The following is a 24,559-nucleotide window of genomic DNA, read 5'->3' on the forward strand; positions in this document are numbered from 1 at the left end:
TTTAAATTTGTTTCGTATTAACAACTTTCAAACTATTTTTGTCAAGCTACCAAGTAAAAAAGAATCTTGATATAATAAAGTTTATGAGAAAAATTTGAAACGAAATGAAAGGGGTGTTGTCATGGTGCAAATTATGGAAGCAATCGAGACTGTTAAATGCTTTATCGTCTTAACGAATACCGCTCGAGAGGCCATTAAACAACACTTTCAGGATGAGCACTCCTTCTTCAAGCTACAAAATCCATTTGAAGTTTATATTGAGAAGCAATCAGTCGAGGAAACTTCACTATCTTTAACCATCTACTTTGATAATCAGCGCAATGAAAAATTGAAAAAGAAGTTTGGCGATCGCGTAGTGATCATGGATTGTGCATTCGACTTGAAAAATGGCTTGGTCGCAAAAAGCTTCAGAACAAGAGGCAAAAATACACCTGTTGCCACAAATCGTAGACAAAGAATGCGAATTCGATTAGTTCCCTCACGCATCAATGGTCATACATATCCGAAAGAATTTATCTCTACCTTGGCTCAACTACCAATTGCACAGGAACGATTTGACTTTGTCAATAAACGTATCTCGAGCTGGGAAGGATATTTGAAGGTCCAATATAAGAATGCCTCCATTGATGATATTGACGCAACTTTCCATTCGATACAATATAGCTCCGACTATTCGAAGGTCTCCATTCGCTGTAACGGAATTGAAGATAAGGAATGGAAGCAGTTAAAGGGTTTAAGTGCTTATGTAAAAGGACACCCCCGGGAAATTGGGGAAGTTGTTAAAGCGAACAAACACGAAAGAACTATTCAAATCGAACTAAATCCAAGAGTGGCGAAGCTTGCACGTACCAATGAGTTTGATTTTACCTCTGAATACATTACCTTTAGTAATGCTTCAACTAAATCACAGTTAAATCGACTTTTAAAAGGCTTTGAACGTTTAAAGGAAGGCCTGGCTGCGAACCCGAATCTTGAAAATATTCTATTTGAAGATACACCGAAAATCAGTGAACGAAAAAATGAGATAGAATTGGACTTTCATAATAATTTAAATGAATACCAAAGGGCTGCAGTTGCCGGTGCGATAGCCGCTGAGGACTTATATGTAATCCAGGGCCCACCAGGTACAGGAAAGACAACCGTTATTTCAGAAATTTGCTACCAGAACGCAAAAGCAGGCCTTAAAACTTTAATTGCTTCACAATCGAACCTGGCGGTAGACAATGCATTAGGCCGGCTTTTATCAAACAAAGATATTCGAATCCTTCGTTATGGACGTACCGAGAGCATTGAAGAAGAAGGTAAAAAATTCATTGAAGAAAATGTATCTGAGTATTGGAAGGAACAAACCTATGAAGCCATCACGAAAGAAATTGAAGGCCACAAGACAAAGGAACTGCAGTTAAAAGAAGAAATATCAAACTGCGAAACTAGAATAGCCGACCTAAAAGCGAAAGAAACTAGATTGCTGAAGGAAATCGAGATAAAGGTAACTGCAAAGGAAAAACTAAGGGTTATTTCTGAAGAAATCTCTCAACTCAAAAAGCAAATAGTCCCCCTTAAAAAAGAACGTGAAAAAACCGAAGAAACATTAGAAAAACTAGTAGAATCACGCAATAAAATCTCGACACGGATAAATGAAATAAAGCAAAGCTTAGAAACAATCGGTTCAGCTGCTGAAATCGATGAAGAAATCCAAAAAGCAAAAAACAATATTATAAAAAGCCAGCAAATGCTTGAATACAATCATGTGAAATCCGAGCTTGGAAAAATCGAATTTCAGTTAGATGAGGTCCAAAAACAAAGCAAAGCATTCGCAGACCGCAGCAGTATGCTGGACTCCACTATGCAGGAAGTGCATGCCCTGAAAAAAGTTCATGATGTAGAGTCGTTTATAGAAAAGAATGGAATCCGCAGAGGATACGTCTTGAATCGACTTTTCTCCGATATGGAACAAATTGCAGAAAAATTGGTAGGGTTCAAATCACTCAATGAAATTTCAAGTCGTTTAGAAAAAGCTATGGAATATAGTCAAAAGAATCTTGGTATCCAGGTGCGAATGCCGCAATTGACGAACAATGACCATTATTCCCTTCAAGAAATTGACGAATTTTTAACAAAGCTTAGCCGTGCCTTCGCTAATAAGACAATCAATAAAGACAATGGAGTTCGTTCCATAGAAGGCCTTTATAAAAGAAAGCTCGTTTTGGGTCAATTAGCTCAGCGATATCGGGCATTGATTGAAGAATCTTTATTGATCTTCAGGAAAATTAAAGAAGATATTATCGATCAAATGATGCAGCAGGGCGGGATTGATCAAAGCTCCATTCTTTCATTTAAAACAAAGGAAGAAGATCTCAAAACAAAACAAGCTTACTATAAAACTCAGCTACAATCCTTTGACTTTACTATACAGGAAGTGGAGTCCATACCATCAATTGCTGAAATTCAGACTGTTAGAGATGTACTGGAAAAAGAAATTATAGAGCTGGAGCAAAATAAAGAAAAAATTGATGGACTAAAAAATCAACTTTCAAAGAAACAAGAAGAATTTGAAAGTGTGGAGAAACAAATAACAAACGGTGAGGCTGTTCTAAAAGAGATGATTGCTCAATTGAAGGAACTTAACTCACAAGGCATTCAGCTTGAAAAGCAAAGTGAGCAACTCGAACAAATCACCAAGCAGAATCCTGAACTTGAACTTGAAAAAACGAAGGAAAAAATTAATAACGAAGAGCAAGGAATCGAAAAACTACACAAAAAAATCGACATGCTTCCAGTCGCACAAAGTATGCAGCTTCAATGGAAGGCTCTGCTTGAACAGGCGACAGAGCATGACTTGGACGAAATTCGAAAACTCTATGTAAAACATGCAAATGTAATCGGAACAACTTGTGTAGCTTCAGCGAACAAGGAGTTTATGGAAAACTATCCAATCTTCGATGTTGTGATTATCGATGAGGTATCTAAAGCAACGCCTCCTGAACTGTTGCTTCCAATGTTAAAGGGGAAAAAGGTTGTGCTTGTTGGAGACCATCATCAGCTTCCTCCATTAATCGGTGATGATACTTTTGAAGAGACGCTGGAAACGGTCATTAAGGAAAGTGATACTTTTGAGGAAAAACGCGAATTAGAAAAACTTCTTGAAGAATCTCTTTTCGAACGTTTATACAAGAACCTGCCCACATCAAACAAGAAGATGCTGGCAATTCAATATCGTATGCATGAAAATATTATGAAGACAATTTCACCATTTTATGAATATGGGAACGATTCTTTGCAATGCGGTCTCCCAGATTCGGACGCTCTCCGGGATCATAAATTGGAAAGTCCGTTCTTTAAACGAAACGAGCATCTTTTATGGGTTGATATCCCGAACAAACAGGAATTCTTTGAAGAACGCATGAAGGAAGGCTCAAGTTTGCTGAATGAGTCTGAAATCCAAGTCATTCGCAAAATGTTGACCGACTTGAACGAAGCCACTGCGAAGGCAAAAGCAGAAGGTTTAATCCCGAAAGAGGAACTGAAATCGATTGGGGTAATCAGTTTCTATGCAGCGCAGGTAAAACGAATCAATCGTCTCATTGAGCAGGAATTGAAACTCCCTCATCTACACATCCGAACTGGTTCTGTCGATAAATTCCAGGGCATGGAGATGGATGTCATTTTAGTGAGTATGGTTCGTAATAATGATAATAGGCACGGTGATATCGGGTTTGCCAAAGATTACCGCCGTTTGAATGTTGCCTTATCCCGTGCCCGGGAATTACTTGTTTTAATCGGAAGTACCGAAATGTTTGTAAACCGTCCGAAAAAAGAAGAAACGCGTAAAATGTATAAAACTTTATTAAATACAGTAAAATCACAAAATGGATACCGAAATACAATTGAAAGTATAATATCCTAAATTGAAGGAGGAGCAATGGAACTACATTCCTTACAGCAGTCGCTTGAAGAAGAACTAACAAAAAAATCAAGAGCTACTATACTACAATCTGATACTTGGTGTGTTCCTGTTCATTCATTGAATGTCACTTATAAGCCTGTCATTCGAACAAAAATGGATATTTTAATGAAAATGCTCTTTCTTTCATTGAAAGACACAAAGTTTGAAAGTGCCGAGCAAATCAGCGAAATTCTCCTTGTTGAACAACTTTTTGTGGAAGATTTATTATCGAAAATGCAAAAGACGGGTCTGATTGAAAAATTAGATTCATACTTTCGATTAACGGAAAAAGGGCAAAAACAATTTGCAACGGGGGTCTTTGAAGAGGAGCAGGATGAAACTTCAACAGAGCTTTTATATAGTCCGACTCATACAAACTTTCTATATGGAGACATAGAAGAGGTTCTTGATTTCGAAGATTTTCCCGAAGAAATCTTCCGTTATCAAGTAAAAGATATTAATCTTTCTTTTGAAGATAGCGTCGTGATTTCGGAAATTCAATCTAATAAAAATGATAGCGAAAAAGCTGAAGGAGAACAGGGAAAACTTCATATCACATCCATCGACTCTGTTGAGGATATCCAAGTTAATGATGTACCATGTATCGAATTTTTACTTTATGACGAAGAAAAAGATTTATTTTCAATACGCGTATGGAATACTTTAACAAACCAATGGGATGAGCAATTACAGCAGCTCATTTCAGATAATGAAAAAACAACATGGAGAGACAAGTTAGCAAAAGAACCTCAATAGAACGAAAAGTACAAATGTGATTTTTAGAAAACTCGAATATTGCAAAAGTTTATGATCCATGTTACCATTAGTTTAATTTCATCTATCTTATCAAGAGAAGCAGAGGGAAATGGCCCGATGAAGCTTCAGCAACCTCTAACATCGTTAGAAAGGTGCTAATTCCAGCAAGACACTAGTGTCTTGGGAGATAAGAGTGCGCGTATAACACATACCCTCTCATTCTCAAGCTGGAATGGGAGGTTTTTTATTGTGTAAATAGAATGAATTTGGCATGTAGAGAAATGGGGGAACAAGAATGCCGATAAATATACCAAAAAATTTACCTGCTGGCGAAATATTGCGACAAGAGAAAATCTTCGTTATGGAGGAAGACCGTGCAAGCACACAACAAATTCGACCTTTAAATATTTTAGTGTGTAATTTAATGCCCGAAAAAGAAAAAACAGAGCTGCAATTACTGCGGTTACTAGGTAATACACCATTACAAACAAATGTGACCTTCTTAAACACGGCTACATATGCATCAAAAAATGTTTCAAAATCACATTTGGAGACATTTTATAAGACTTTCCATGAAATTAAACATCGCAGGTTCGATGGCATGATTATTACCGGAGCTCCAATTGAACGTATGGAGTTTGAAGACGTTATTTATTGGGAAGAAATCTCGGAAATCATGGACTGGGCGAAAGAAAATGTTACTTCATGTATGTATATATGCTGGGGAGCACAGGCTGCCCTATATAAACATTTCAATATCGGTAAATTCGAACTCCCTAAAAAATGTTCGGGCATTTATTCCCATGTGATCACGGATTTAACGGTTGACTTAGTGCGTGGATTTAGTGATGAATATGTTGCACCACACTCACGCTATACTTCTGTTTCGTTAGAGGATGTACGAAACCATCCGGAACTAGATTTACTTAGCTATTCAGAAGAAGCCGGACCATTTATTGTCCAATCAAAAGACTCAAAACACATCATGATTACTGGGCACTTGGAATATGATGCAACCACTTTGGCTGATGAATATGCGCGAGATGTAGAAAAAGGGGACCCGGTTGACTTGCCTGTGAACTACTTCCCTGAAAACGACCCAACGAACACACCGAAAAATACTTGGCGTGCTCATTCCTATCTGCTGTTCTATAATTGGCTCAACTATTATGTTTACCAAGAAACACCATTCGATTGGCACTATGTGGATGATACGATTGAGTTCCATATTTAAACTTGCTTGTTATTTTATAATCCATAATTCTATCAAACAAACCCACAATTTTTTTGTGGGTTTTTATTTTTAAAAGATGAATAGGTACCGCATTTATAGGATAAATACTAGAGAAAGGAGGTTTTAGAAAATGACAGAACAAATGAATTATGGCGAGGATTATAAGTATATTCCGATGACATCAATTGGAAGTGGTACAGGTCAGGAGGTAATGCCTGATATTTACTCTTTTACAATTCAAGTAGTCAATTTGTGCATGATTGGGGATCCGAACAATTCGACAGGGTGGACATTAGTCGATGCGGGGATGCCTAAGTCCGTAAATACGATTATTAAGGAAGCAGAAAAGCGCTTTGGTTCAAACGCACGTCCAAATGGCATTGTATTAACCCACGGGCATTTTGATCATGTAGGGGCAATCATTGAGTTAGTCGAGCATTGGGATGTACCGGTTTATGCCCATGAATTAGAAATCCCATACCTGACAGGGGTAAAAAGCTATCCCGATCCAGACCCGACTGTTGAAGGTGGATTGGTTGCAAGAATGTCTCCTTTCTTTCCCAAAGAACCGATAAATCTAGGAGAGCATGTAAAGACGTTGCCTAGTGATGGTTCGGTACCCTTATTAATGGACTGGAAATGGGTGCATACACCAGGGCATTCTCCTGGACACGTCTCCTTCTTCAGAGAAGCAGATGGGGCTTTGGTGGCAGGTGACGCATTTGTAACGGTCAAGCAGGAATCGCTTTTTAAAGTGCTCGTACAGGAGCAAGAAATTAGTGGGCCTCCGCGCTATTTGACAACAGATTGGAAGGAAGCTTGGCACTCTGTGAAAAAACTTAGAGACTTAAAACCAACCGTTGCAGTTACAGGTCATGGTTTCCCATTGCAAGGTAAAGAATTAACGGACAAACTAGATTTGTTAGTAAATGATTTTGACAAGATTGCAATACCAAAGTACGGCCGGTATGTGGATGGGTTGGAACACTAGATTCCCTTAAAAAAAGGATGCGACGAGCATCCTTTTCTTATTCAAATGTTAAATTGATAGGCTCTTCAGGCAATATTTCTTGGTGTAGATTATTAGTAGTCGGGGTCTTTTTATCAACAACAACCAGCTGGAAGTTATCCGCCCAAACTTTTCCTTTTCCTATCAATAGGACTCCAAAATAAATCGATGTACTTTCCTCCGGCACATCCAGCACAATTGTATACTGGTTCCATTCCGTTGATCCGGATATCGAACGATTATCCATATTATCAAAAGCCAGTGTATCGCCTGATGCCTGTCAACTCTCATCCATGCACCTGATTTAGTTACATCTTCCGTCTTTAGGAAGCAAGATAATTTTAATCTTTTCCCCTGGTCTTGCTTCGCTTGAAATTCTTGAATCATGGTTGCAAATTGCTGCTCATTTACTTTTTTGACTGAAGAAAGTACACCGGAACTCGAACCAGTATGAAATACGAGGAAACAAACAACCAAGGGCGATTTTGTCAGTGGTCCAGCTTCTCTATATACCATTATTAAAAAATTACTAAAGGAAGAACTGATTATTTTACATGATGATTCAGACTCCAAGAGGAAAGTATACGCGCTTACGGAGAAGGGCAGGGAAGTGTTGACAGTGGATATTAAACGGCGAAAAGTCATGCTCGAACTCGCTGAAAAAGGGCTAAAGGAGGAAAATGGGTAATGAGAAGAACAAATTATATGATGTCCGGGGGATTGGCTTTTGGTGAGAAAAGAGATTTAGAAAAGCTAAAGCTAAAAGCAAAACAAGGATGGCATTTAAAAAATCTTGCCTTTGCAGGGTATCGTCTAGAAAAATCAACGCAAGAAGATCTACAGTACAGTATTGACTATCGCTAAAGGACGGCGAGAAAGAGGAATACTTGGAATTGTTTGCTTTGGCTGGATGGGAACACCTTTCCTCTAGCTATGATGTGCATATTTTCAAAGCTAAACCAGGTACGACACCAATCTACAGTGATACAGAGTCGGCAGTAGATAAACTTGATCGACTTTCAAAATCAGTATTTATAATCGGCAAATTTATTTTTCCATTTACCCTATTATGTATCATCATGATGAAACTCTTTACAGGACCAATTGAACAATATAGTACCATTGCCTTTTGTATATCAATTGTTTTCGCAACTCCAACACTAATGATGTTAGTAGCATTATTTTATCGTAAAAGAAAACTAAGAACGCTGAAACAACTCTAATGATACGCCATTTAAAGTGGGTTTTCCGAAATGAGAAAACCCACATCTTTGTTTACAGTAAGAATGTCGCAACAATCGTTGTTACGAGTAGACCAATGACAACAGGAACCAAGTTTCTGCGTGCCAATTCAAATGGACTGACATTACAAATCGCTGCAGCAGGAATCAATGCCCAAGGAACAAGTGTACCTCCACCGACCCAGATTGCGGCAATTTGGCCAAGAGCCGTAAGAGTAGCTGTTCCTTCACCAATTGCAGTACCAAAGAGGTTCGCAATGGACCCGGCTAACGTGATTCCCGAGAAACCGGAACCATCCAAACCTGTAATGGCACCAACAGTTGTTAAAGTGATAGCAGCAATCTCACCTGTTAATGGCACGATAGCGGCAAGAGCAACACCGAGGTCATTCACTATCCCTTGCGATCCGTTTGGTAAATATTCACCGAGTACTGCAATAAATCCTGAATCCCCCAGATAGAAAAAGGCAGCAATCGGTATAACCGGACCAAATACTTTAAACCCAAATTGAAAACCTTCGATTAAATAGCTTGTTGTTTTTTCCAAGCCATCATTTTTATGGGCAAAGATAGCCAGCAAGATGAGAATGAAAACAGTTGTTCCACCTACTAATGCTGTCGCATCGCCACCAGAAAGATTAAAGATGGACATTCCCACAACATCAAGAATAAAAGCTACTGGAATAAGCAACGCAAAAAATCTACGCTGACCCAAAGTTAATAAGCTAGTATTTACAGTCTCTTCTTGCTTCTCACGATCGAAGGTTCCCACCATCTCCATATTACCGCGTTTCATATCTCTTCTCAGCATGAGGAAGGCAACAATCGTTGTCACAACACCCATTACAATCACAAGTGGAATACTTGCCGAAATGACATCAGATACAGGAAGCCCTGCGGCATCAGCCGTTAACTTCGGTGCACCTTGGATGATAAAATCACTGGACAGAGCAATACCGTGACCAAACAAGTTCATGGCCATGGCTACTCCTAATGCTGGGAGTCCCGCTCGAATGGCAACAGGAAGAAGGACCGCTCCAAGAAGGGCAACCGCCGGAGATGGCCAGAAGAACCAGGAGATGATCATCATTAAGATCCCAATTGTCCAATAGGCAAGAGTAGGATTTTTGATAATCTTTGTAAAAGGGGAAATCATCACTTCATTAATTCCCGTTTTCATCAACACCCGACTCATCGCAACAATAATGGAGATAATGAGAATCGTTGATAACAGTTCCTTTATGGCATAGATAAAGCTATCAAAAACGCCACTTATTGAAGCCGTAAAGTCCCCGGTTGCCACAATGGCAATAACGAAAATCCCGATAATACATATTAAAGACGTATCGCGACGTCTGACCATAAACCCAATAATCAAAACAATAAACGCGACATAAATCCAATGCAACGCCGACAAATCAACACCCATAAGCTATCCCCTCATTTCCTTTAACCATAGAATATGAGGCTTATGACTAGATGGTGAGAAGGGGAATGCAGTGGAAATTAATTTACGATTATGAAGTTTAATAACTTTCACGATAAATTTTATTCTCTGCTGAAACACCTTCGCCAATAATTACTGTAGGGGAAAAAAGATGGAATTTTAACAAGCGCACAATTGAACAACGAGTTCCCTCCAATTTGACGCAATTCTATTACTAGTTTTGTGCCTTTTTTATGGAAGGACAACATTCCTAGCATCAACAACGTTTTATTTTGAGGGTACGTGGAAAAAAACAATACAAAGGAGGAATGATGATGGATTATAATCTTTTTGGCAATTCAGGTTTGAATATTTCCAAATATGCTTTAGGTACAATCCCATTTAGTGGTACTAAAGGCTTTGAAAAAGTGAGTGACATGGATCAGGAAACGGCAAATTATATGGTAGATTACGCTCTGGATCAAGGCATCAATCAATTTGATACAGCAAATTTGTATGCAAAGGGTGATGCTGAAATTGTCTTAGGCAAAGCAATAAGAAATAAGCGTCATGATATGGTCATCAGCAGTAAAACAGGGTTTCCCCTGACAGATAATCCAAATGATGTGGGTGCCACAAGAATCAATATTGAATCGTCAATAGATGCTACATTGGAAAGGCTGGGTACTGACTATATTGATTTATACTATGTTCATTGTTGGGATGGACAAGTACCAGTCAACGAGACTGTCCAAGTGATGAATGACCTAATTAAAAAAGGGAAAATTCGTTATTGGGGAGTATCCAATTACAGCGGTTGGGCGCTTGCCAAGACACATACACTAGCAGTAGAAAATAATATGATGCCGCCAATTGCACAGCAAATATATTACACCCCGGAATCACGTGAAGCGGAGTATGAACTTTTGCCGGCTGGTAAAGAACTAGGTATTGCCAATAGTATTTGGTCCCCCTTGGGAGAGGGGCTACTACGGGTAAAATAACAAGAAATAAAAAAGCCGAACCAGGCACAAGACAAGGTAATGGCTGGCCGGAACCATATATCAAAAATCTAGATTTATTTTATAACCTGGTCGATTTATTGCAAGATGTGGCAGCTAAACATAAAGCGACAGTACCGCAAGTTGTTCTTGCATGGTTACGTGATAGACCAAATGTAGATTCGGTCGTTCTAGCTGCAAGAAATAAAGAACAGCTGCATGAAAACATTGCATCATATAATTTGAAATTAACGGACGAGGATATTTCGCAAATTACTGACCTAACAGCACTTGAACCTATATATCCATTATGGCATCGCGCGATGAATTCATATGATAGAGCTTCAAATGCAGAGAAGGTATATTTGGATGCATACAATAAGTTGATGAATAGCAAAAGCCAAGATATATAAAAATGTAGCTGGGATATTTAGCGAACGCATGGAGGCGGACAATTACGAGTTTCTTGATGAGAGGAAATCTCGTGATTGTTCGTTTTTTTTATTCAATGATATTTTCAGTATTTATGAGTCTGCAAAATTATTTTTTCATTATCTTTTAAATCATCTTGCAATTCCGAAGAATGGAGCTACGCCTTATTACATATTTTTAATTAAAGGTTTTATTATATAGTTAGAGAAATAAAATCTGACTGGGTCTTATGGGGGCTTTAAATCCTAAACATTAAAAAATAAATTCAAACTTAAAGGAGCAGATTTAGATATTGATTTGAATCTCAATAAATTTATTAAAAGAAGACAGTGACTATACTAATAACCAAATTTATAAATTATAATTTTACCAGATGGGGTAAAAACCATCAAAATAAGATGGGGGATAAAAATATGAGACAATTGGGGACGCTGTACTTTTTCTGTGGGAAAATGGGGGCAGGAAAAACAACTAAATCAAAACAATTGGCCAAAGAAAAACATGCGGTTCTGTTATCTGAGGATGAATGGCTTGAATCTCTTTATCCAAATGAGATCAGATCATTTGAAGACTATATTAAATTCTCAGCGCAGCTCAAACCATTGGTGAAAATGCATGTCCAAAACATATTAAGTGTCGGCACGGATGTAGTGATGGATTTTCCAGCTAATACTCAAAAACTGCGTAAGTGGTTTTTGGATATGGCGTCAGAGGTCAATGCAAACCATCAACTAATTTTCCTTAATCTAAATAACGAGCAATGCTTGCGTCAAGTTGCACAAAGGCGTATCGAACAACCCCAAAGAGCCGCCTTTGACACGGAAGCGATGTTTATTCATGTTACTAAATTTTTTGAAGCACCAGAAGCATCCGAGGGTTTAAATATTCTTGAGTTGGTTCAACACAGCGTTATAGAACCAGAAAAATAATTAGTCGGATTAAATCAGCTAATAGAAACTCCTATGGTATTCAGCAAACGAGCGCAATTCTTGTAGAAGAATTGTGCTTTTTTCAGTAATCGTGCCAGATTTTCGATATTACACTAAAAGCTAACGAGACGGAATAGTGGTATGTAACAAAAAACTCGAATTTTTAACAAAACGTTAATTGAAGTTGAAAGTAATTTTGCTTTTTATCTTCCTAATTAAATCCATTTGTAGGTTGACGGAGAAAAGTTAGTGCTAAGATGTCAGCATATATAATAAATATTGAGTTTCTTCCTTTTGTCATAATCATGGTAAGTGGTTTCCATCTGATGTGATAAGCTAGCTAATAGAAATTTATTTTTCAACAATTGGGCACTCCATTGGAGTATAGTGCCTATTTCACAGATGGTATTCCGTATAATGAAAGTATATTTTGTATAGTGGGAAAAAAATTGATATGCTATAATTTCCTTATAATAACCTGACAGAGAAAGTTGATGTGAAATTATGCAAACTATCGATCGAGCAATGGATATTATTAAAGCGCTTGCGAATAATTCCAAATGGTTATCGATTACAGAACTTTCGAAAGAATGTAAACTTCCAGTTAGTACAATGCATCGTTTGTTGAAATCTTTGGAAAAACATGGGCTAATTCTTCAGAATGAAAAAACAAAGGAATATGGTCTAGGGACACTTTGGCTTGAGTATGGGCTACAAATGTATGATTCCATTGATTTTACCAGTCATATTAGAGCAGAAATGGAAAAACTCATGCACATAGTAAAGGAAACCATATATTTTAACAAACCAATGGGGGAGACAGAGTCTTTAATCTTCGAACGAATTGATAGCTCTGAGAACCAAATCCGAGTTGTTGATAAAATTGGCGTTAGAGTTCCCATGAACATAGGTGCTGCTAACAAAACGATGCTTGCCCATATGGACAAGGCAAAATCGAATCAAATCATTAATATTCTCGTTCCCGAATCGGAGAAACTTATTTTTCTAGAACATATTAATGAAATCAAAGCAAATGGTTATGGAATAAGCCGTGGTGAGCGGACAGAAGGAACAATTTCAATAGCAGCACCGGTCTTTAACCATTCAGGTGATATAGAAGGGGCAATTAGCATTGGTTGTGTGAGCTTTAACATGACAAATGAAAAGCTGCAGTTTTTAATTGAAAATGTAATGGAGAGTGGAAGACGTATTTCAAAAAATTTAGCTTATAAAGGCTGACCTTCAGTATAAAAATGCCCCAAAGCTCTCACGTTTTGGGGCATTTCTAGTTTAGAGCTTATACTTTTAAAGTCTCTCTTTCACTTTCACTATTTTGGATAACTACTTCAATTTCAAGGATATTAACGGGCTCTTTTTTATTCCGGAAATCATGTTTGAAATAGTAGAAGAGGTAACATGCAACTAGAAATGCAATGCCGATTATCAAGCCTAATATTTGAGTTGGATCCGTGGCTAAGAATGCTAATAACCCTGTACAAGTTACAATACATGCAATTGGTACAAAAGGATAGAATTTTACTCTATATCGTAAATCTTCTATTTTTCCGCCAGCTTTAATATATTTTCGCCTAAACATGAGCTGTGAAAGGGCAATTCCAATCCAGGAGATTGTTATTGATATTCCGGCTATTGACATCAAGATCACAAATACGGTATCTGCTGCTAATACGCTTGTTAATAAAGACAGTAATGAAAATATCATTGTAAATACTAGTGCAGCAAATGGAACTTTACGTTTATTCAATGAACCAAACAATTTTGGTGCCATGCCTTCATTGGACATTGACCATAGCAAACGTGTAGAAGCGTAAATACAAGAGTTCCCTACCGATAAAACAGCCGTTAAAATGACAAAGTTCATAATATCTGCTGCATAAGGAATTCCAACTAAATCCATTAGCGTGACGAAAGGACTTTCCATTAACCCCAATTCACTTGCCGGAAAGATAGCAGACAAGATAATTATGGAAGAAAGATAGAACACTATGATTCGAAATAATATATTTTTAATAGCACGAGGAATGTCTTTATTAGGATTTTCACTTTCACCCGCAGCAATCCCTATTAATTCAGAACCTTGGTAGGAGAAAATAACATTCATCATCGTTACAAAAATTATGCCAAGCCCAGCAGGAAACAAGCCAGTTGGTGCTAAGTTTTCTACAAAAGGAGCTGGGCGATCTTCTAATGGCATGATACCAACTGAAGCTGCAACTCCGATTAGAATAAATAAGATCACTGCAACAACTTTAACTCCTGCAAACCAGTATTCCGCTTCTCCAAAGGCTTTTGTAGTTAGGGCATTGAGTCCGAACAATAAGGCAATAAAAAGGGCACACCATATCCATATGGAAACATCCGGGAACCAGCGTTGCATTAATATTCCCGCTGCAGTAAATTCAACACCTGCGGTAGTAGCAGAACCAACGAAATACATCCATCCTAGAGAAAAACCTGCTGAAGGGGTAACGAATTTGCTAGCGTATGTTTGAAAAGATCCGGAAACAGGCATGTATACCGCGAGTTCCCCTAAACAAACCATCACCATGTATAAAATCAAGCCACCGAAAATGTAACCTATTAATGCACCCCCGGGACCCGCTTGATTAATGGTATACCCGGCATTTAGAAATAAACCGGTCCCAATTACACCACCAAGAGATAACATGAATAAGTGGCGACTTTTCATGGAGCGGTTTAACAGGTTAGATTGATCCTTTAATTTTACCAATCACTTCACCATCCTTTTTTGTTTTAGTTTTCTTTTTATCAACAGATACAAGAGAATGCTGGATTACTAACTATCAATATTAAAACAAAATGAATGTATTTCGCCTTGAAAAGAGGAAATTTAAGTACACTCACATTGTTGGTTTCACTGAAAATAACTCCTTTAACAAACTTTCAATCAATTTAGGTGTTTGAACGAAAGCACTATTAATATGAACACGCTCAGTGCTTTGATGGGGATCCTTGCCGAATGGTCCAACATTTAATATAGGTGCTTGAAGCTCACTCATTTGTTGGAAAGGGATATTATATAAGGAACCCCAAGTAGGTGTGTTTTGTTCAAAGGTTGTCCATCCGTAAGATTGATCCTGATAATTCACATAACTTAAGTCACATAGTCCATTGAAGTAATGAATTTGTTTTACTTCCAATTCAAATTCTTTTAATGCCAGGTTTTTCACCAATTCAATAGTTTCTTTAATTAATGGGTCATCTGATGAGTTCACTGCTGGATAGTAGGGTGGTGCGAATAATAATACAATTGCTGGTGCTAATTCAGAACAGCGAATAAGTAATTCATCCGCAGCACGTAACGATTTTTCCCTTTCATCCCATTCATCATGTGCAAGTACATCACTTAGCAGTTTTTCAACTTGCTTTTTACCCAATTTCTTTTCCGCATATTCTAAAAGTTCTTGATACCTTATTACGCTAACTTTGCCGATGGGTTTTACCCGGGCCTGTGCACAAATCAATTGATATGCTTCATTACATTGTTTAGCTGCTTTAAGTGCTACCTGTTCAAATAAATTCATAACGTCTTGTGCAGTTCGTTTCATCAAAAATACGTTATACAATGCTACGGCACGATAGGGTGTTTGTGTTGAATATTGTAGTTTTAAATCTTTTTGTTGTAAGGAAACCGGAAGGGGAGTACTTTCACCACGTTCACTTTCACAGAACAAAGCATTCCATTCCATTAACTGTGTCATGAATGTAGAGATGTAGTTTGCTGTCATACCCTTTAATGGTTCGCCAACATGCGTTTCCTTCCCGTAGAAAAGGGCGGCAGGCATGATTTTCCCAATGGTTCCACTATAGATGTAATAGTTTTCATCCCCTGGTTTTTGTGTGAAAGAAGGTTCCGCGTTTAGAAATAATTTATAGGACAGTGTGTATTGTTCGCGCAAGGCAACTAAAACCTTTACCGCAGCACGCATTCCTGCAGAATTTACCTCTTCATCAGGTACAGTTACTAATACAAGATTAATAGGCCAATCTTCTGAAATCGCTTTTTCAATCATCGACATATGGAGAACAAGACCCATTTTCATATCCATTGTGCCACGGCCAAATAAAAAATCGCCGGATTCCAGATCAATCCGTGACTCTTCATTTAGCTCATTTTTACGTTTAATTAATTCTTTTGTTAAAAGCTCTGGATTAAAAGCTAAATCTTCAAGATCCCCATATTCTTCTGTTTGCACTGTATCAAAATGGCTGATTAATACAACGGTATCAGTTGCATCTTGATGTTTATATAAAGCTGTAACCAAATTTCTTCCAGGATCTGCTTCGTGTAATGATAAATAATCTGGATGTTGCTTGAAATAATCATTCTCTAATAATTTTTGTTGCAATTTAAAAGGAAATTTCCGTTCTCCTTCCGTGTGTGTACGGCTATCCCAGCTAACAACCTCGCACAATAAGGAGCGAAGTTGTTCGGGGTTGTTCCATTTATAGTTACCCAAAGAGACCACCTATTTTCTAATAGAATATTTTGTTGCAGTTCTTAAAGAAGGAGGGGCCTAAGAGTTAGACCTCCACCACTCAATATTAATGTTTAACAGTTATTAAAAACGTAGTGATAAACAACTCAATCCGCCATCCTGTTTTTGGAATTCTGACATTTCAAGTTCAATCGTTTTAAAGCCAGCACCCTCAATTTTCTTCTTTGTTTCTTCGTAACCTTTTGGAAGAATGACATAATCATTTACACGAATACAATTTGCTGAGTATTCATTCTTTTTTGATACAACAATTTTTTCATACTGCTCAAAAGCAGGGTGATCAATGAACTCGCCCGCTACAACCATTATGTTATTGCCAAGATATGCAATCCCAGTCTTTAGATGGAAGAATTCTTTTAATTGAATGATGGTTGCTTTATAACCTTCAGTCTCTAAAATTTCTTTTAATTGGCGAGCCCCTTCTTCATTTGTACGTGTAGAAAGGCCAATATAAAAATGTTGATCCGCTTGGAGAACATCACCACCATCAAGTGTACCTGGATATTTGATGGTATAAATTTTGTGGAAGAAATTTGTTAGCACAGGTTCCATTTCAACAATCTCTGCATTTCTAGATGCTGCGCCTGGATTTGCCACAACTGCAAATTGACGAGTTAATACTGCGGTATCTTCTACAAACGTAGAGTCTGGGTAATCTTCATTAGCTGGGAGGTGAGTTACTTCTACATCACATTTTTTTAATGCTTCTACATAAGCTTCATGTTGAATTAATAATTGATTGTAATCTGGTATTCCTAGATCCGAAGTCGTTAAGCCATTAACATAGCTTTTCCCAGGAGTTTTTACAATTACGTTTCTAAAAATAACTTTTTCTAGTGTTCCAGGGTTTACGTTTTTTAACATATTTTATCTTCCTTTCTGATTGTGTTTCATATAGGTTAAAGTATTTGTTTTATTAATTACGAACAACTGGGCAAGTCAAGCAAGTTGGCCCCCCCGTTCCCTTATAGCTAATCTCATTTCCTTTATATTCGTAAACAGTAGCACCGGCATCTATTAATTGTTTCTTTGTCACTTCGTTTCCGGTAATCATGACGCACACCCGTGGTGCTAAAGCAAGAACGTTACAACCTAAATTTAGGTACTCATCATTTGGCACTTCGATTAATGTAATGCCACGTTTAATCAACAACTGTCTGAAAAAAACCGGCATTAACCGAGAATGTACAACTGCTAAGTCGGTATCAATCATACTTATGAAGGACATCAAATGAAGACACTCATTTTCTCCTTGATCATGTGGAAGTTGCACAACAATTAATTCATCTACAAAATCTTTCGTAATTTCACTTAGTTGTTTAATAGCTTCCAAGTTTGTTCGATAACCTAATCCTACAGCAAGGGTGCGGTCATCTAGCCAAACTAAATCTCCTCCGTCCGCAAGTGCATCACCAGTCAATTCTCCGACGATAGGGATTCCGTTTAACTCCAGGTACTCTTTATAGATTTCCGCTTCTGGTTGTCTAAGTTCTTTGCCAGACCTTAAGATTATTGCCCCGTATTTAGTAAACTTGACGGGATCATGTGTATAAATTGAGTCCATTCCTACTTGATCGGAATGAGGGAGATAATCAATGTTGGGTACATGCTTTTCCAAGATGGTTAGAAATTCATTGAATTCTATTATGCTATCTTGAAAATTTGGCACTTCGATGTAATTGAATTTTTGCCAGTTGTCACTTAGGTTAGTTTGATTAATAAAGGCATCCTTAGGGTGCTTGATAATGACTCTTTGTAAAGAGCTGAACATTGATGAGCTATAAGTTGGTGAAGTTTGAGATGACATATACATAGACCTCCTTTTCCACTATGCGGAAAATCATATTATTAAATGGAAAGTATGGTATAAATTTAACACTACCTCAGCAAAATAGTCAAACTAATTTTTTGAATATTTAATTATTAATAGTTTAGAAACTTATTTCGTTTGAAACAGACTTGTTTTTAAAGTTATAGACTTGTCAAGACAGAATTGCATTCTGCGATGAAGGACGAACAATTCGAGAGCTGTTATTTTTGCGGAGGCTTTGGTGGGGAAAAATCTTTTAAAGTTGAAGCCGGTTTTGAAAGAGTGTACTTAAATAAAGAGGGCTTTATTTGAAAAACGATTTTTAACATCTGACGTCCTAAATAGGAGAGTGTCTTTCTTCATAAATAGGGAGCAGATTTATTGGATATTTATATTAAAATGTTATTTATAATGGTATAAGTAGACTGTTTATATAACCAATTTATTTTAACGATTTTATAAAGGCTCTGTATCTATTCAAGACGGTTGGTAAAATCCCAATTTGCCTTTTCTATTGTAAATTGTCTAAAATAATTCTGGTTCAACCCAATCCTCTGTTTTAAGATCATCAATAGGAAAACTTCAAGATTAGTTGTTTCTCCCTTTCTCCATTTATCTCTTCAACAATTTCAACATACTAACTTACAATAATTTTCGAAGCAGATACCTTGGAATAAGCTAAACAAATAATAAATCACTTTGAGAATTTTACTAATGATTATGGTGTAAGTGCTTCTGTAACAAAAGAAAATAATATAGACTTCTCAATTACATATTTTGGCGCTATCCTTGAATTGTAAGGGGAGCGCTTATTTTTATTAAACGGGTTAATTAATGAAAACCTGTAACTTTATTCAGCCTTTTACGTTTGATAAATTAAGAGGTTTAATTGTATTAATAGTTAAAAAATTCATTAGAGGATGGTTAGTATGAAAACCATATATCATTGTTTAATTATGTGGACACCATTTATATTACTGTTTGGCTTAGCTGGATTTGGTTTAGAATTTTTAGAAGGGAATAAAATCAGGACATCAGAATATATGGGACTTAGTGATTTAGGAGTTGGTTATTTGTTCTTAAAGGGTTCTTTAGCTTTTGTCTTATACCCTATTACATTTTTGCCACTGACATTTATCGTAAGTAAATTTGTAAAGCCTTTACTGCTTAAGATGCTTACCTTTAGTTCTTTTGGGGGGATACTAGGGGTATTTTCTTTTTTCATATATGATTCTAGCCACATAGATGAATATAATTTAAGTATTACCAATTCCATTACACTATTTGGTGTTGCGGGCTTACTCTATGCTTTGGTGGAAAATCCAATCCGGAGAAATATAAAGTTTGTTTAATTAATAGTGCTTTAGTTAAATAATAATTTTTGGCGCTTTTCCGTCATAAGGATACCACGTTTAAATGACCTAATTTATGTCATAATCATTACATGCAGAAAGGTTTACAAGGGGAATTGTATGCGTATGGAAGCTCAGCTCGGCTATAAAATATAGGAGGTGGATAATGAGATATCTTGTTTTGGGGAGTTTACTGGCTTCTATTTTATTATCTTTGCTAGGTTGCCAGCAAACTACAAACCATAATTCAGAAGGAGAAATGGAAGATTTTGTTGAGCCAGAATCATCTGATAGGGTGAAATACACAAATCCACTAAGAGAGTATATGTATTATCGAACGCAAGCAGTGATAAACAACGATATTAACATTCTGTGGGACAAGTATCCAGACTTAAAAGATAATATTGACCTTGAACTAGGGGTCAATGCTGAGAATGAGGAACTGAAAACCTTAAATGCAGATTTTGATATGTTGGATGCCAATTATAATATTGAAGGTTTTGGTCGGATTAAAGTGAAAACCATAAATGATAATGAAGTAATCGTTCTTCTTCATGGGGGCATCGGCTATTTGAGAAGTGATTTCGAGGAGTCAGGTGGGGAACTTTTAATCAAGGTCTTCCTAGAATATAAAGACAATGATTGGAAGGTTGTAAAAACGGACGAATACACTTTACCTGAATATAAAGAGTGGATGAAAGAAAAAAGTAGCTAAAAGAAAGCTTCTTATTTTTTGGTGCTATCCTGAATAGGGAGAGTGCTTTTTTTCATTGAATCAGCTATTAGCTTGAGTTTTAACCTGTTAAATCTATAGTAGTCCTATGTTTTACCAAAAAGATGAGCATTGTGTTTCAAAGTATTAAACTGTTGAATAGATTTGTAAGACTTCCTCATCATCATTAGTTTTTATTTTATTGTTTAAACTCTACTTGTTAGCTTTATCCCCATCTCATTAATATCTACATTAATCCTTCTTTACCACTATCCAAGTCAGACTACCCAATATAACTATTAACATTATTATTAGGCCATATTTTAGGTTGAAAACTAACCAAGTTTTGCTGACATAATTATTTAAAAGAGTTCAATAAATAATAAATTGCATTTTGGATATTTTAACATTAGGATCAATTAATCAACAAGGAGGATTTTCGATTGCCTGATAACAAAAATCCTAATAGTCCAAAATTGAAAAGAAAATCAAAACCAAAGTTGAAAAAAGAGGATGTAACCGTTGTTGACACGGATTCCGCACGTAAGGCGGTTATGGCAACCGCTGTTGGCAATGGTATGGAATGGTTCGATTTTGGGATTTACTCGTATCTTGCTGCCACAATTGGACAAGTATTTTTTCCTGAAGTTAGTGGACCTATGCAATTAGTATTTTCTTTTGCAACCTTTGCAGTAGCTTTTATTGCTCGACCTGTTGGCGGTATTTTCTTTGGAATGCTTGGGGACCGTTTAGGTCGTAAAAAAGTGCTGGCTATTACCCTGATTATGATGGCGCTTGCCACGTTAAGTATAGGGTTGATCCCGAGCTATGCTTCGATTGGCACTACTGCCACGGTGCTTTTACTCATTGCCCGATTAGTTCAAGGATTTTCAGCGGGTGGAGAATACTCGGGTGCCATGACCTTTATTGCTGAATCCACACCCGATAAAAAAAGGGGTTTCATGTCAAGTGGTCTAGAGGTCGGTACCTTAGTTGGCTATATAGCGGGAGCTGGTCTAGTTACTTTACTTACCTACATTTTAGGGGAGGAAACAATGTTGGAATGGGGTTGGCGCATTCCATTCTTCATATCGGCCCCTATTGGTCTGATCGGCTTTTATTTGCGAAATAATTTAGAAGAATCTCCCGCTTTTGAGGCAATGCAGGAAAAGAAATCAGAAGAGGATGATAATGAATCCGTAAGGCATATTTTACAGTTCCATTGGAGAGCAATACTGATGGGGATGTTTGTTGTTTTCTTTTATATTGTAGTAAACTATATTGTTTTATCTTATATGCCATCTCATTTAACGGCGGTTCTTGGTTATGGGGAAACAGAAGGGCTTTTGTTAATTGTTATTGTGATGGTGATAATGATTCCGATTGTATTGCTAATGGGATATTTTAGTGACCGTATTGGAGCAAAGAAGGTAATTCAAGGCGGTTTAATCGGGTTGATTATTTTAAGTATACCTGCTTTTAATTTAATCGGTAGTGGAAACACTTTGCTTGTATTTTTTGGACTAATGATTCTTGGCATATTCTCCGCCTCTTTCCAGGGAACAATGCCAGCATTATTACCATCTCTATTTTTTACGAATGTACGGAATGGGGCATTGGCAATTACATTTAATATATCTGCATCGTTGTTTGGTGGTACGACACCATTACTTGTGTCGTGGTTAATCAGCAAAACCGCGAATCAAATGATACCTGCCTACTATGCGATATTTGCATCGATTGTCGGTTTTATTGTAGTAACCCTGTTTCTGAAGGATACTTCAGGAAAAGCCCTACGAGGGTCACCGCCGGCGGTTGAAGAGAAAGCGGAAATCAAAGAGATATTGGAAGAACCGGAAGAAGCATTATGGTGGCACGAAGAAAAGAAAGAAATAGAAGAACGGATTGAAGATCGTGCGGAAGATGGGAAGTAATTAGAGGAAAAATAATGGAACATATTTCTTAAACTTAATATCAACTAAATATTTCTTAATAAGCAAAATTGCGCTTTCCTGTAACTAGGATAGGCGCTTTTTTATATATAAGTGTTGCTTTATAAAATAGGCACCAACAAGTGAATTAGGTTCAAATTTAAATTTCCAGAATTTAGAGAGCACTCAACCTTTATGGTAGAAGATTTTTACTATATCTTGAGACAGACATGGACTACCACTAAGCAGTGTGTATTCTAAAAAACTTAAGTAAGGTTAAAAATTTCCTATGGAGTTCATTTATCTAAAAAGTTTGCTTACTTTATAATTAAGACATTTTTCAAATAAAAAACATTTGAAAGGGTAAGGTTAATAAATGACGTTCTCTATAGTTAGAATCGTGATTTTCATTGTCTGTGTTGTTATCTTAAGTGCTTGTACAAAGAACATTTTAAGTTTTATCGGTAAAAGTGATAATTGGGAAGTATTGTATGAAATTGATAATCAAAATGATTGTGGCAAAACAGGAGGATATATAAAGTATGTTGGGCATGATTCAATCCCAGATCGTATAGCGTATTCCGTCCATACTTTAGAGGGTTCGACAACATTAGATGAAAACGGGGTTCTTACTTTACTTTATAGTTGTTCTAATGTACGTGAAGATTCGGCTATTAAAGCAATAATAGAATGGGATTCAAAATCAGAAACCATTGAACTATCAACGTTGGGTTAACTTAATAGGGATAGGGTTGACATAAAATGGTTTTTTATTTATATTTTATGTTAACTATATAAGTATTTTAGTTAACGTAAATATTGAAGAGAAACCATCCTTGGAGGAGTCCTTCAAAGTTCTCGATACTTTTAACAACAAAATAGAAAAGGAGAAATATGATGAACTGGATAACACTTGCTCATGAAGTAATCGAAGGAAAAATTCTGAATGACGAAGAGGCAATGGCAATTTTACAAGCTGATGATGATGAGTTATTACCGATAATGCAAGGTGCCTTTACCATCCGCAAGCATTACTTCGGTAAAAAAGTAAAGCTTAACATGATTATTAATGCGAAAAGCGGCTATTGTCCGGAAAACTGCGGTTATTGCTCACAATCATCAATTTCTGCCGCTCCGATTGAAAAGTATCCATTCATCACAAAGGAAGAAATTCTAGCCGGCGCCAAACAAGCTTTTGAAAACAAAATCGGTACATTTTGTATTGTGGCGAGCGGCAGAGGACCTACACGAAAAGATGTAAATGTAGTAAGTGATGCTGTTAAAGAAATAAAAGAAATGTACGGTTTAAAAGTATGTGCTTGCTTGGGGTTATTAAAGGATGACCAAGCAGAACAGTTAAAAGATGCCGGTGTGGATCGCTACAACCACAATTTAAACACATCTTCCCGTCATCATGATTATATTACAACCTCTCATACCTATGAAGATCGTGTCAATACAGTGGAGATTGCGAAAAAACATGGTCTATCCCCTTGTTCGGGAGCCATTATCGGGATGAGAGAAACAAAAGAGGACGTTATTGATATCGCTTTAGCATTAAGAGCTCTAGATGCAGATTCTATACCCGTCAACTTCTTGAATGCGATTGAAGGGACAAAGCTAGCGGGCACAAAAGAGTTGAATCCCCGTTATTGTTTAAAGGTTTTGGCTTTATTCCGTTATATTAATCCTGCAAAAGAAATTCGAATTGCGGGTGGCCGCGAGATAAACCTTGGTTCGCTGCAACCCCTAGGCTTGTATGCAGCCAACAGTATTTTCGTAGGGGACTACTTAACTACAGAAGGTCAGGAAGAGAACCAGGATTATGCGATGTTAAGAGATCTAGGTTTTGAAATCGAGCTAGCAGAAAAACAGGCTGCTCTATTATAAAATTATTTGGATTGGCCTAAAGCACTGGAGGGAATCACCAGAGACAATTGGTGTCGAATTCAGGATTTAAAAAAAGGAGTATAACTGAATTGAAGTAATTTAAATAACCCCGCATTCATAAATTTGCGGTCAAAAGAGTAAACAGGTAATCTGTATTACTCTTTTTTTAATTGATGGGGCCTTATATGTTAAGTGTCAGTTGAGGCTATTGCAAAAGCCAATGCAAGTGTTACATAAGAGGTAATAAAGTATTAGATTACTATATCCCTATTGACTATATATAATCCCTATCTAACAATAACATTTATGCAGCGGGCACTGTTAAACATCGTCAGTGCTGAAGGAGGTA

The 24,559-nt window shown here is 37.0% G+C and carries 18 protein-coding genes, 3 pseudogenes and 1 riboswitch; of the genes and pseudogenes, 15 read left to right on the plus strand and 6 right to left on the minus strand.

All coding sequences use genetic code 11. The features are described 5' to 3' along the window. The first annotated feature begins 121 nt into the window (after window positions 1-121). The 4 genes from QYB95_RS02930 (at window position 122) to QYB95_RS02945 (ending at window position 6,927) form a co-directional block, all read left to right on the plus strand. Entirely contained in the window at window positions 122-3,907 is a 3,786-nt protein-coding gene (locus QYB95_RS02930) for a DEAD/DEAH box helicase (protein ID WP_301136598.1), read from the plus strand. Between the two features lie 15 nt (window positions 3,908-3,922). Further along, entirely contained in the window at window positions 3,923-4,702 is a 780-nt protein-coding gene (locus QYB95_RS02935; protein ID WP_301136599.1) for a hypothetical protein, read from the plus strand. 84 nt (window positions 4,703-4,786) lie between these two features. Continuing rightward, window positions 4,787-4,896, plus strand: a riboswitch (SAM riboswitch). A 101-nt stretch (window positions 4,897-4,997) separates the two neighbouring features. Then, on the plus strand, window positions 4,998-5,936 hold the full coding sequence (metA, locus tag QYB95_RS02940; protein WP_301136600.1) for a homoserine O-acetyltransferase MetA: 939 nt from the start codon (window positions 4,998-5,000) through the stop codon (window positions 5,934-5,936). 130 nt (window positions 5,937-6,066) lie between these two features. Next, window positions 6,067-6,927, plus strand: coding sequence for an MBL fold metallo-hydrolase (locus tag QYB95_RS02945; RefSeq protein ID WP_301136601.1), 861 nt, complete (start codon window positions 6,067-6,069; stop codon window positions 6,925-6,927). Between the two features lie 37 nt (window positions 6,928-6,964). On the opposite strand, the gene QYB95_RS19245 is transcribed toward QYB95_RS02945, so the two are convergent. Then, window positions 6,965-7,192, minus strand: a complete 228-nt coding sequence (locus QYB95_RS19245; protein WP_345783702.1) for a hypothetical protein — start codon at window positions 7,190-7,192, stop codon at window positions 6,965-6,967. Window positions 7,193-7,408: 216 nt separating this feature from the next. On the opposite strand from QYB95_RS19245, the pseudogene QYB95_RS02955 reads away from it, so the two are divergent. The 3 genes and pseudogenes from QYB95_RS02955 to QYB95_RS02965 form a co-directional block, all read left to right on the plus strand. Next, a pseudogene (locus tag QYB95_RS02955) lies at window positions 7,409-7,633 on the plus strand (helix-turn-helix transcriptional regulator); the annotation flags it as partial. Then, window positions 7,633-7,809 (plus strand): DUF2812 domain-containing protein, encoded by a 177-nt coding sequence (locus QYB95_RS02960; RefSeq protein WP_301136602.1) that lies wholly within the window; start codon window positions 7,633-7,635, stop codon window positions 7,807-7,809. The pseudogene QYB95_RS02955 and the gene QYB95_RS02960, both read left to right, overlap by 1 nt. A gap of 17 nt (window positions 7,810-7,826) precedes the next feature. Further along, a pseudogene (locus QYB95_RS02965) lies at window positions 7,827-8,168 on the plus strand (DUF2812 domain-containing protein); the annotation flags it as partial. Window positions 8,169-8,220: 52 nt separating this feature from the next. Here QYB95_RS02965 and QYB95_RS02970 read toward each other — a convergent pair. Next, the gene (locus QYB95_RS02970; protein WP_301136603.1) at window positions 8,221-9,615 is read right to left on the minus strand and encodes a hypothetical protein; all 1,395 of its coding nucleotides are present in this window, start codon (window positions 9,613-9,615) and stop codon (window positions 8,221-8,223) included. A 458-nt stretch (window positions 9,616-10,073) separates the two neighbouring features. On the opposite strand from QYB95_RS02970, the pseudogene QYB95_RS02975 reads away from it, so the two are divergent. The 3 genes and pseudogenes from QYB95_RS02975 to QYB95_RS02985 all read left to right on the plus strand — a co-directional run bounded on the left by QYB95_RS02975 (window position 10,074) and on the right by QYB95_RS02985 (window position 13,213). Next, window positions 10,074-11,026, plus strand: a pseudogene (locus QYB95_RS02975) (aldo/keto reductase). Window positions 11,027-11,458: 432 nt separating this feature from the next. Then, window positions 11,459-11,974: a P-loop nucleotide/nucleoside kinase family protein gene (locus QYB95_RS02980; protein ID WP_301136604.1), complete on the plus strand. Its 516-nt coding sequence runs from the start codon at window positions 11,459-11,461 to the stop codon at window positions 11,972-11,974. Window positions 11,975-12,478: 504 nt separating this feature from the next. Continuing rightward, window positions 12,479-13,213, plus strand: a complete 735-nt coding sequence (locus QYB95_RS02985) for an IclR family transcriptional regulator (RefSeq protein WP_301136605.1) — start codon at window positions 12,479-12,481, stop codon at window positions 13,211-13,213. Window positions 13,214-13,271: 58 nt separating this feature from the next. Here QYB95_RS02985 and QYB95_RS02990 read toward each other — a convergent pair whose 3' ends face one another. From QYB95_RS02990 to QYB95_RS03005, 4 genes are all read right to left on the minus strand, one after another. Next, window positions 13,272-14,684: an amino acid permease gene (locus tag QYB95_RS02990; RefSeq protein WP_301137047.1), complete on the minus strand. Its 1,413-nt coding sequence runs from the start codon at window positions 14,682-14,684 to the stop codon at window positions 13,272-13,274. Between the two features lie 172 nt (window positions 14,685-14,856). Continuing rightward, on the minus strand, window positions 14,857-16,476 hold the full coding sequence (locus QYB95_RS02995; RefSeq protein WP_301136606.1) for a M20/M25/M40 family metallo-hydrolase: 1,620 nt from the start codon (window positions 16,474-16,476) through the stop codon (window positions 14,857-14,859). Window positions 16,477-16,578: 102 nt separating this feature from the next. Then, window positions 16,579-17,379, minus strand: coding sequence for a dimethylarginine dimethylaminohydrolase family protein (locus tag QYB95_RS03000; protein WP_301136607.1), 801 nt, complete (start codon window positions 17,377-17,379; stop codon window positions 16,579-16,581). A gap of 52 nt (window positions 17,380-17,431) precedes the next feature. Beyond that, entirely contained in the window at window positions 17,432-18,322 is an 891-nt protein-coding gene (locus QYB95_RS03005) for a dimethylarginine dimethylaminohydrolase family protein (protein WP_301136608.1), read from the minus strand. 932 nt (window positions 18,323-19,254) lie between these two features. On the opposite strand from QYB95_RS03005, the gene QYB95_RS03010 reads away from it, so the two are divergent. From QYB95_RS03010 to bioB, 5 genes are all read left to right on the plus strand, one after another. Continuing rightward, the gene (locus QYB95_RS03010; protein WP_301136609.1) at window positions 19,255-19,677 is read left to right on the plus strand and encodes a hypothetical protein; all 423 of its coding nucleotides are present in this window, start codon (window positions 19,255-19,257) and stop codon (window positions 19,675-19,677) included. Window positions 19,678-19,843: 166 nt separating this feature from the next. Further along, the gene (locus QYB95_RS03015; protein WP_301136611.1) at window positions 19,844-20,392 is read left to right on the plus strand and encodes a hypothetical protein; all 549 of its coding nucleotides are present in this window, start codon (window positions 19,844-19,846) and stop codon (window positions 20,390-20,392) included. Between the two features lie 440 nt (window positions 20,393-20,832). Next, complete coding sequence (locus QYB95_RS03020; protein ID WP_301136612.1) at window positions 20,833-22,323, plus strand: MFS transporter; 1,491 nt, start codon at window positions 20,833-20,835, stop codon at window positions 22,321-22,323. 373 nt (window positions 22,324-22,696) lie between these two features. Then, complete coding sequence (locus QYB95_RS03025) at window positions 22,697-23,056, plus strand: hypothetical protein (protein WP_301136613.1); 360 nt, start codon at window positions 22,697-22,699, stop codon at window positions 23,054-23,056. Window positions 23,057-23,217: 161 nt separating this feature from the next. Then, complete coding sequence (gene bioB / locus QYB95_RS03030; protein ID WP_301137048.1) at window positions 23,218-24,210, plus strand: biotin synthase BioB; 993 nt, start codon at window positions 23,218-23,220, stop codon at window positions 24,208-24,210. The last annotated feature ends 349 nt before the right edge of the window (window positions 24,211-24,559 follow it).

The sequence above is a fragment of the Ureibacillus aquaedulcis genome (genome assembly GCF_030418165.1).
Lineage (GTDB): Bacteria > Bacillota > Bacilli > Bacillales_A > Planococcaceae > Ureibacillus > Ureibacillus aquaedulcis.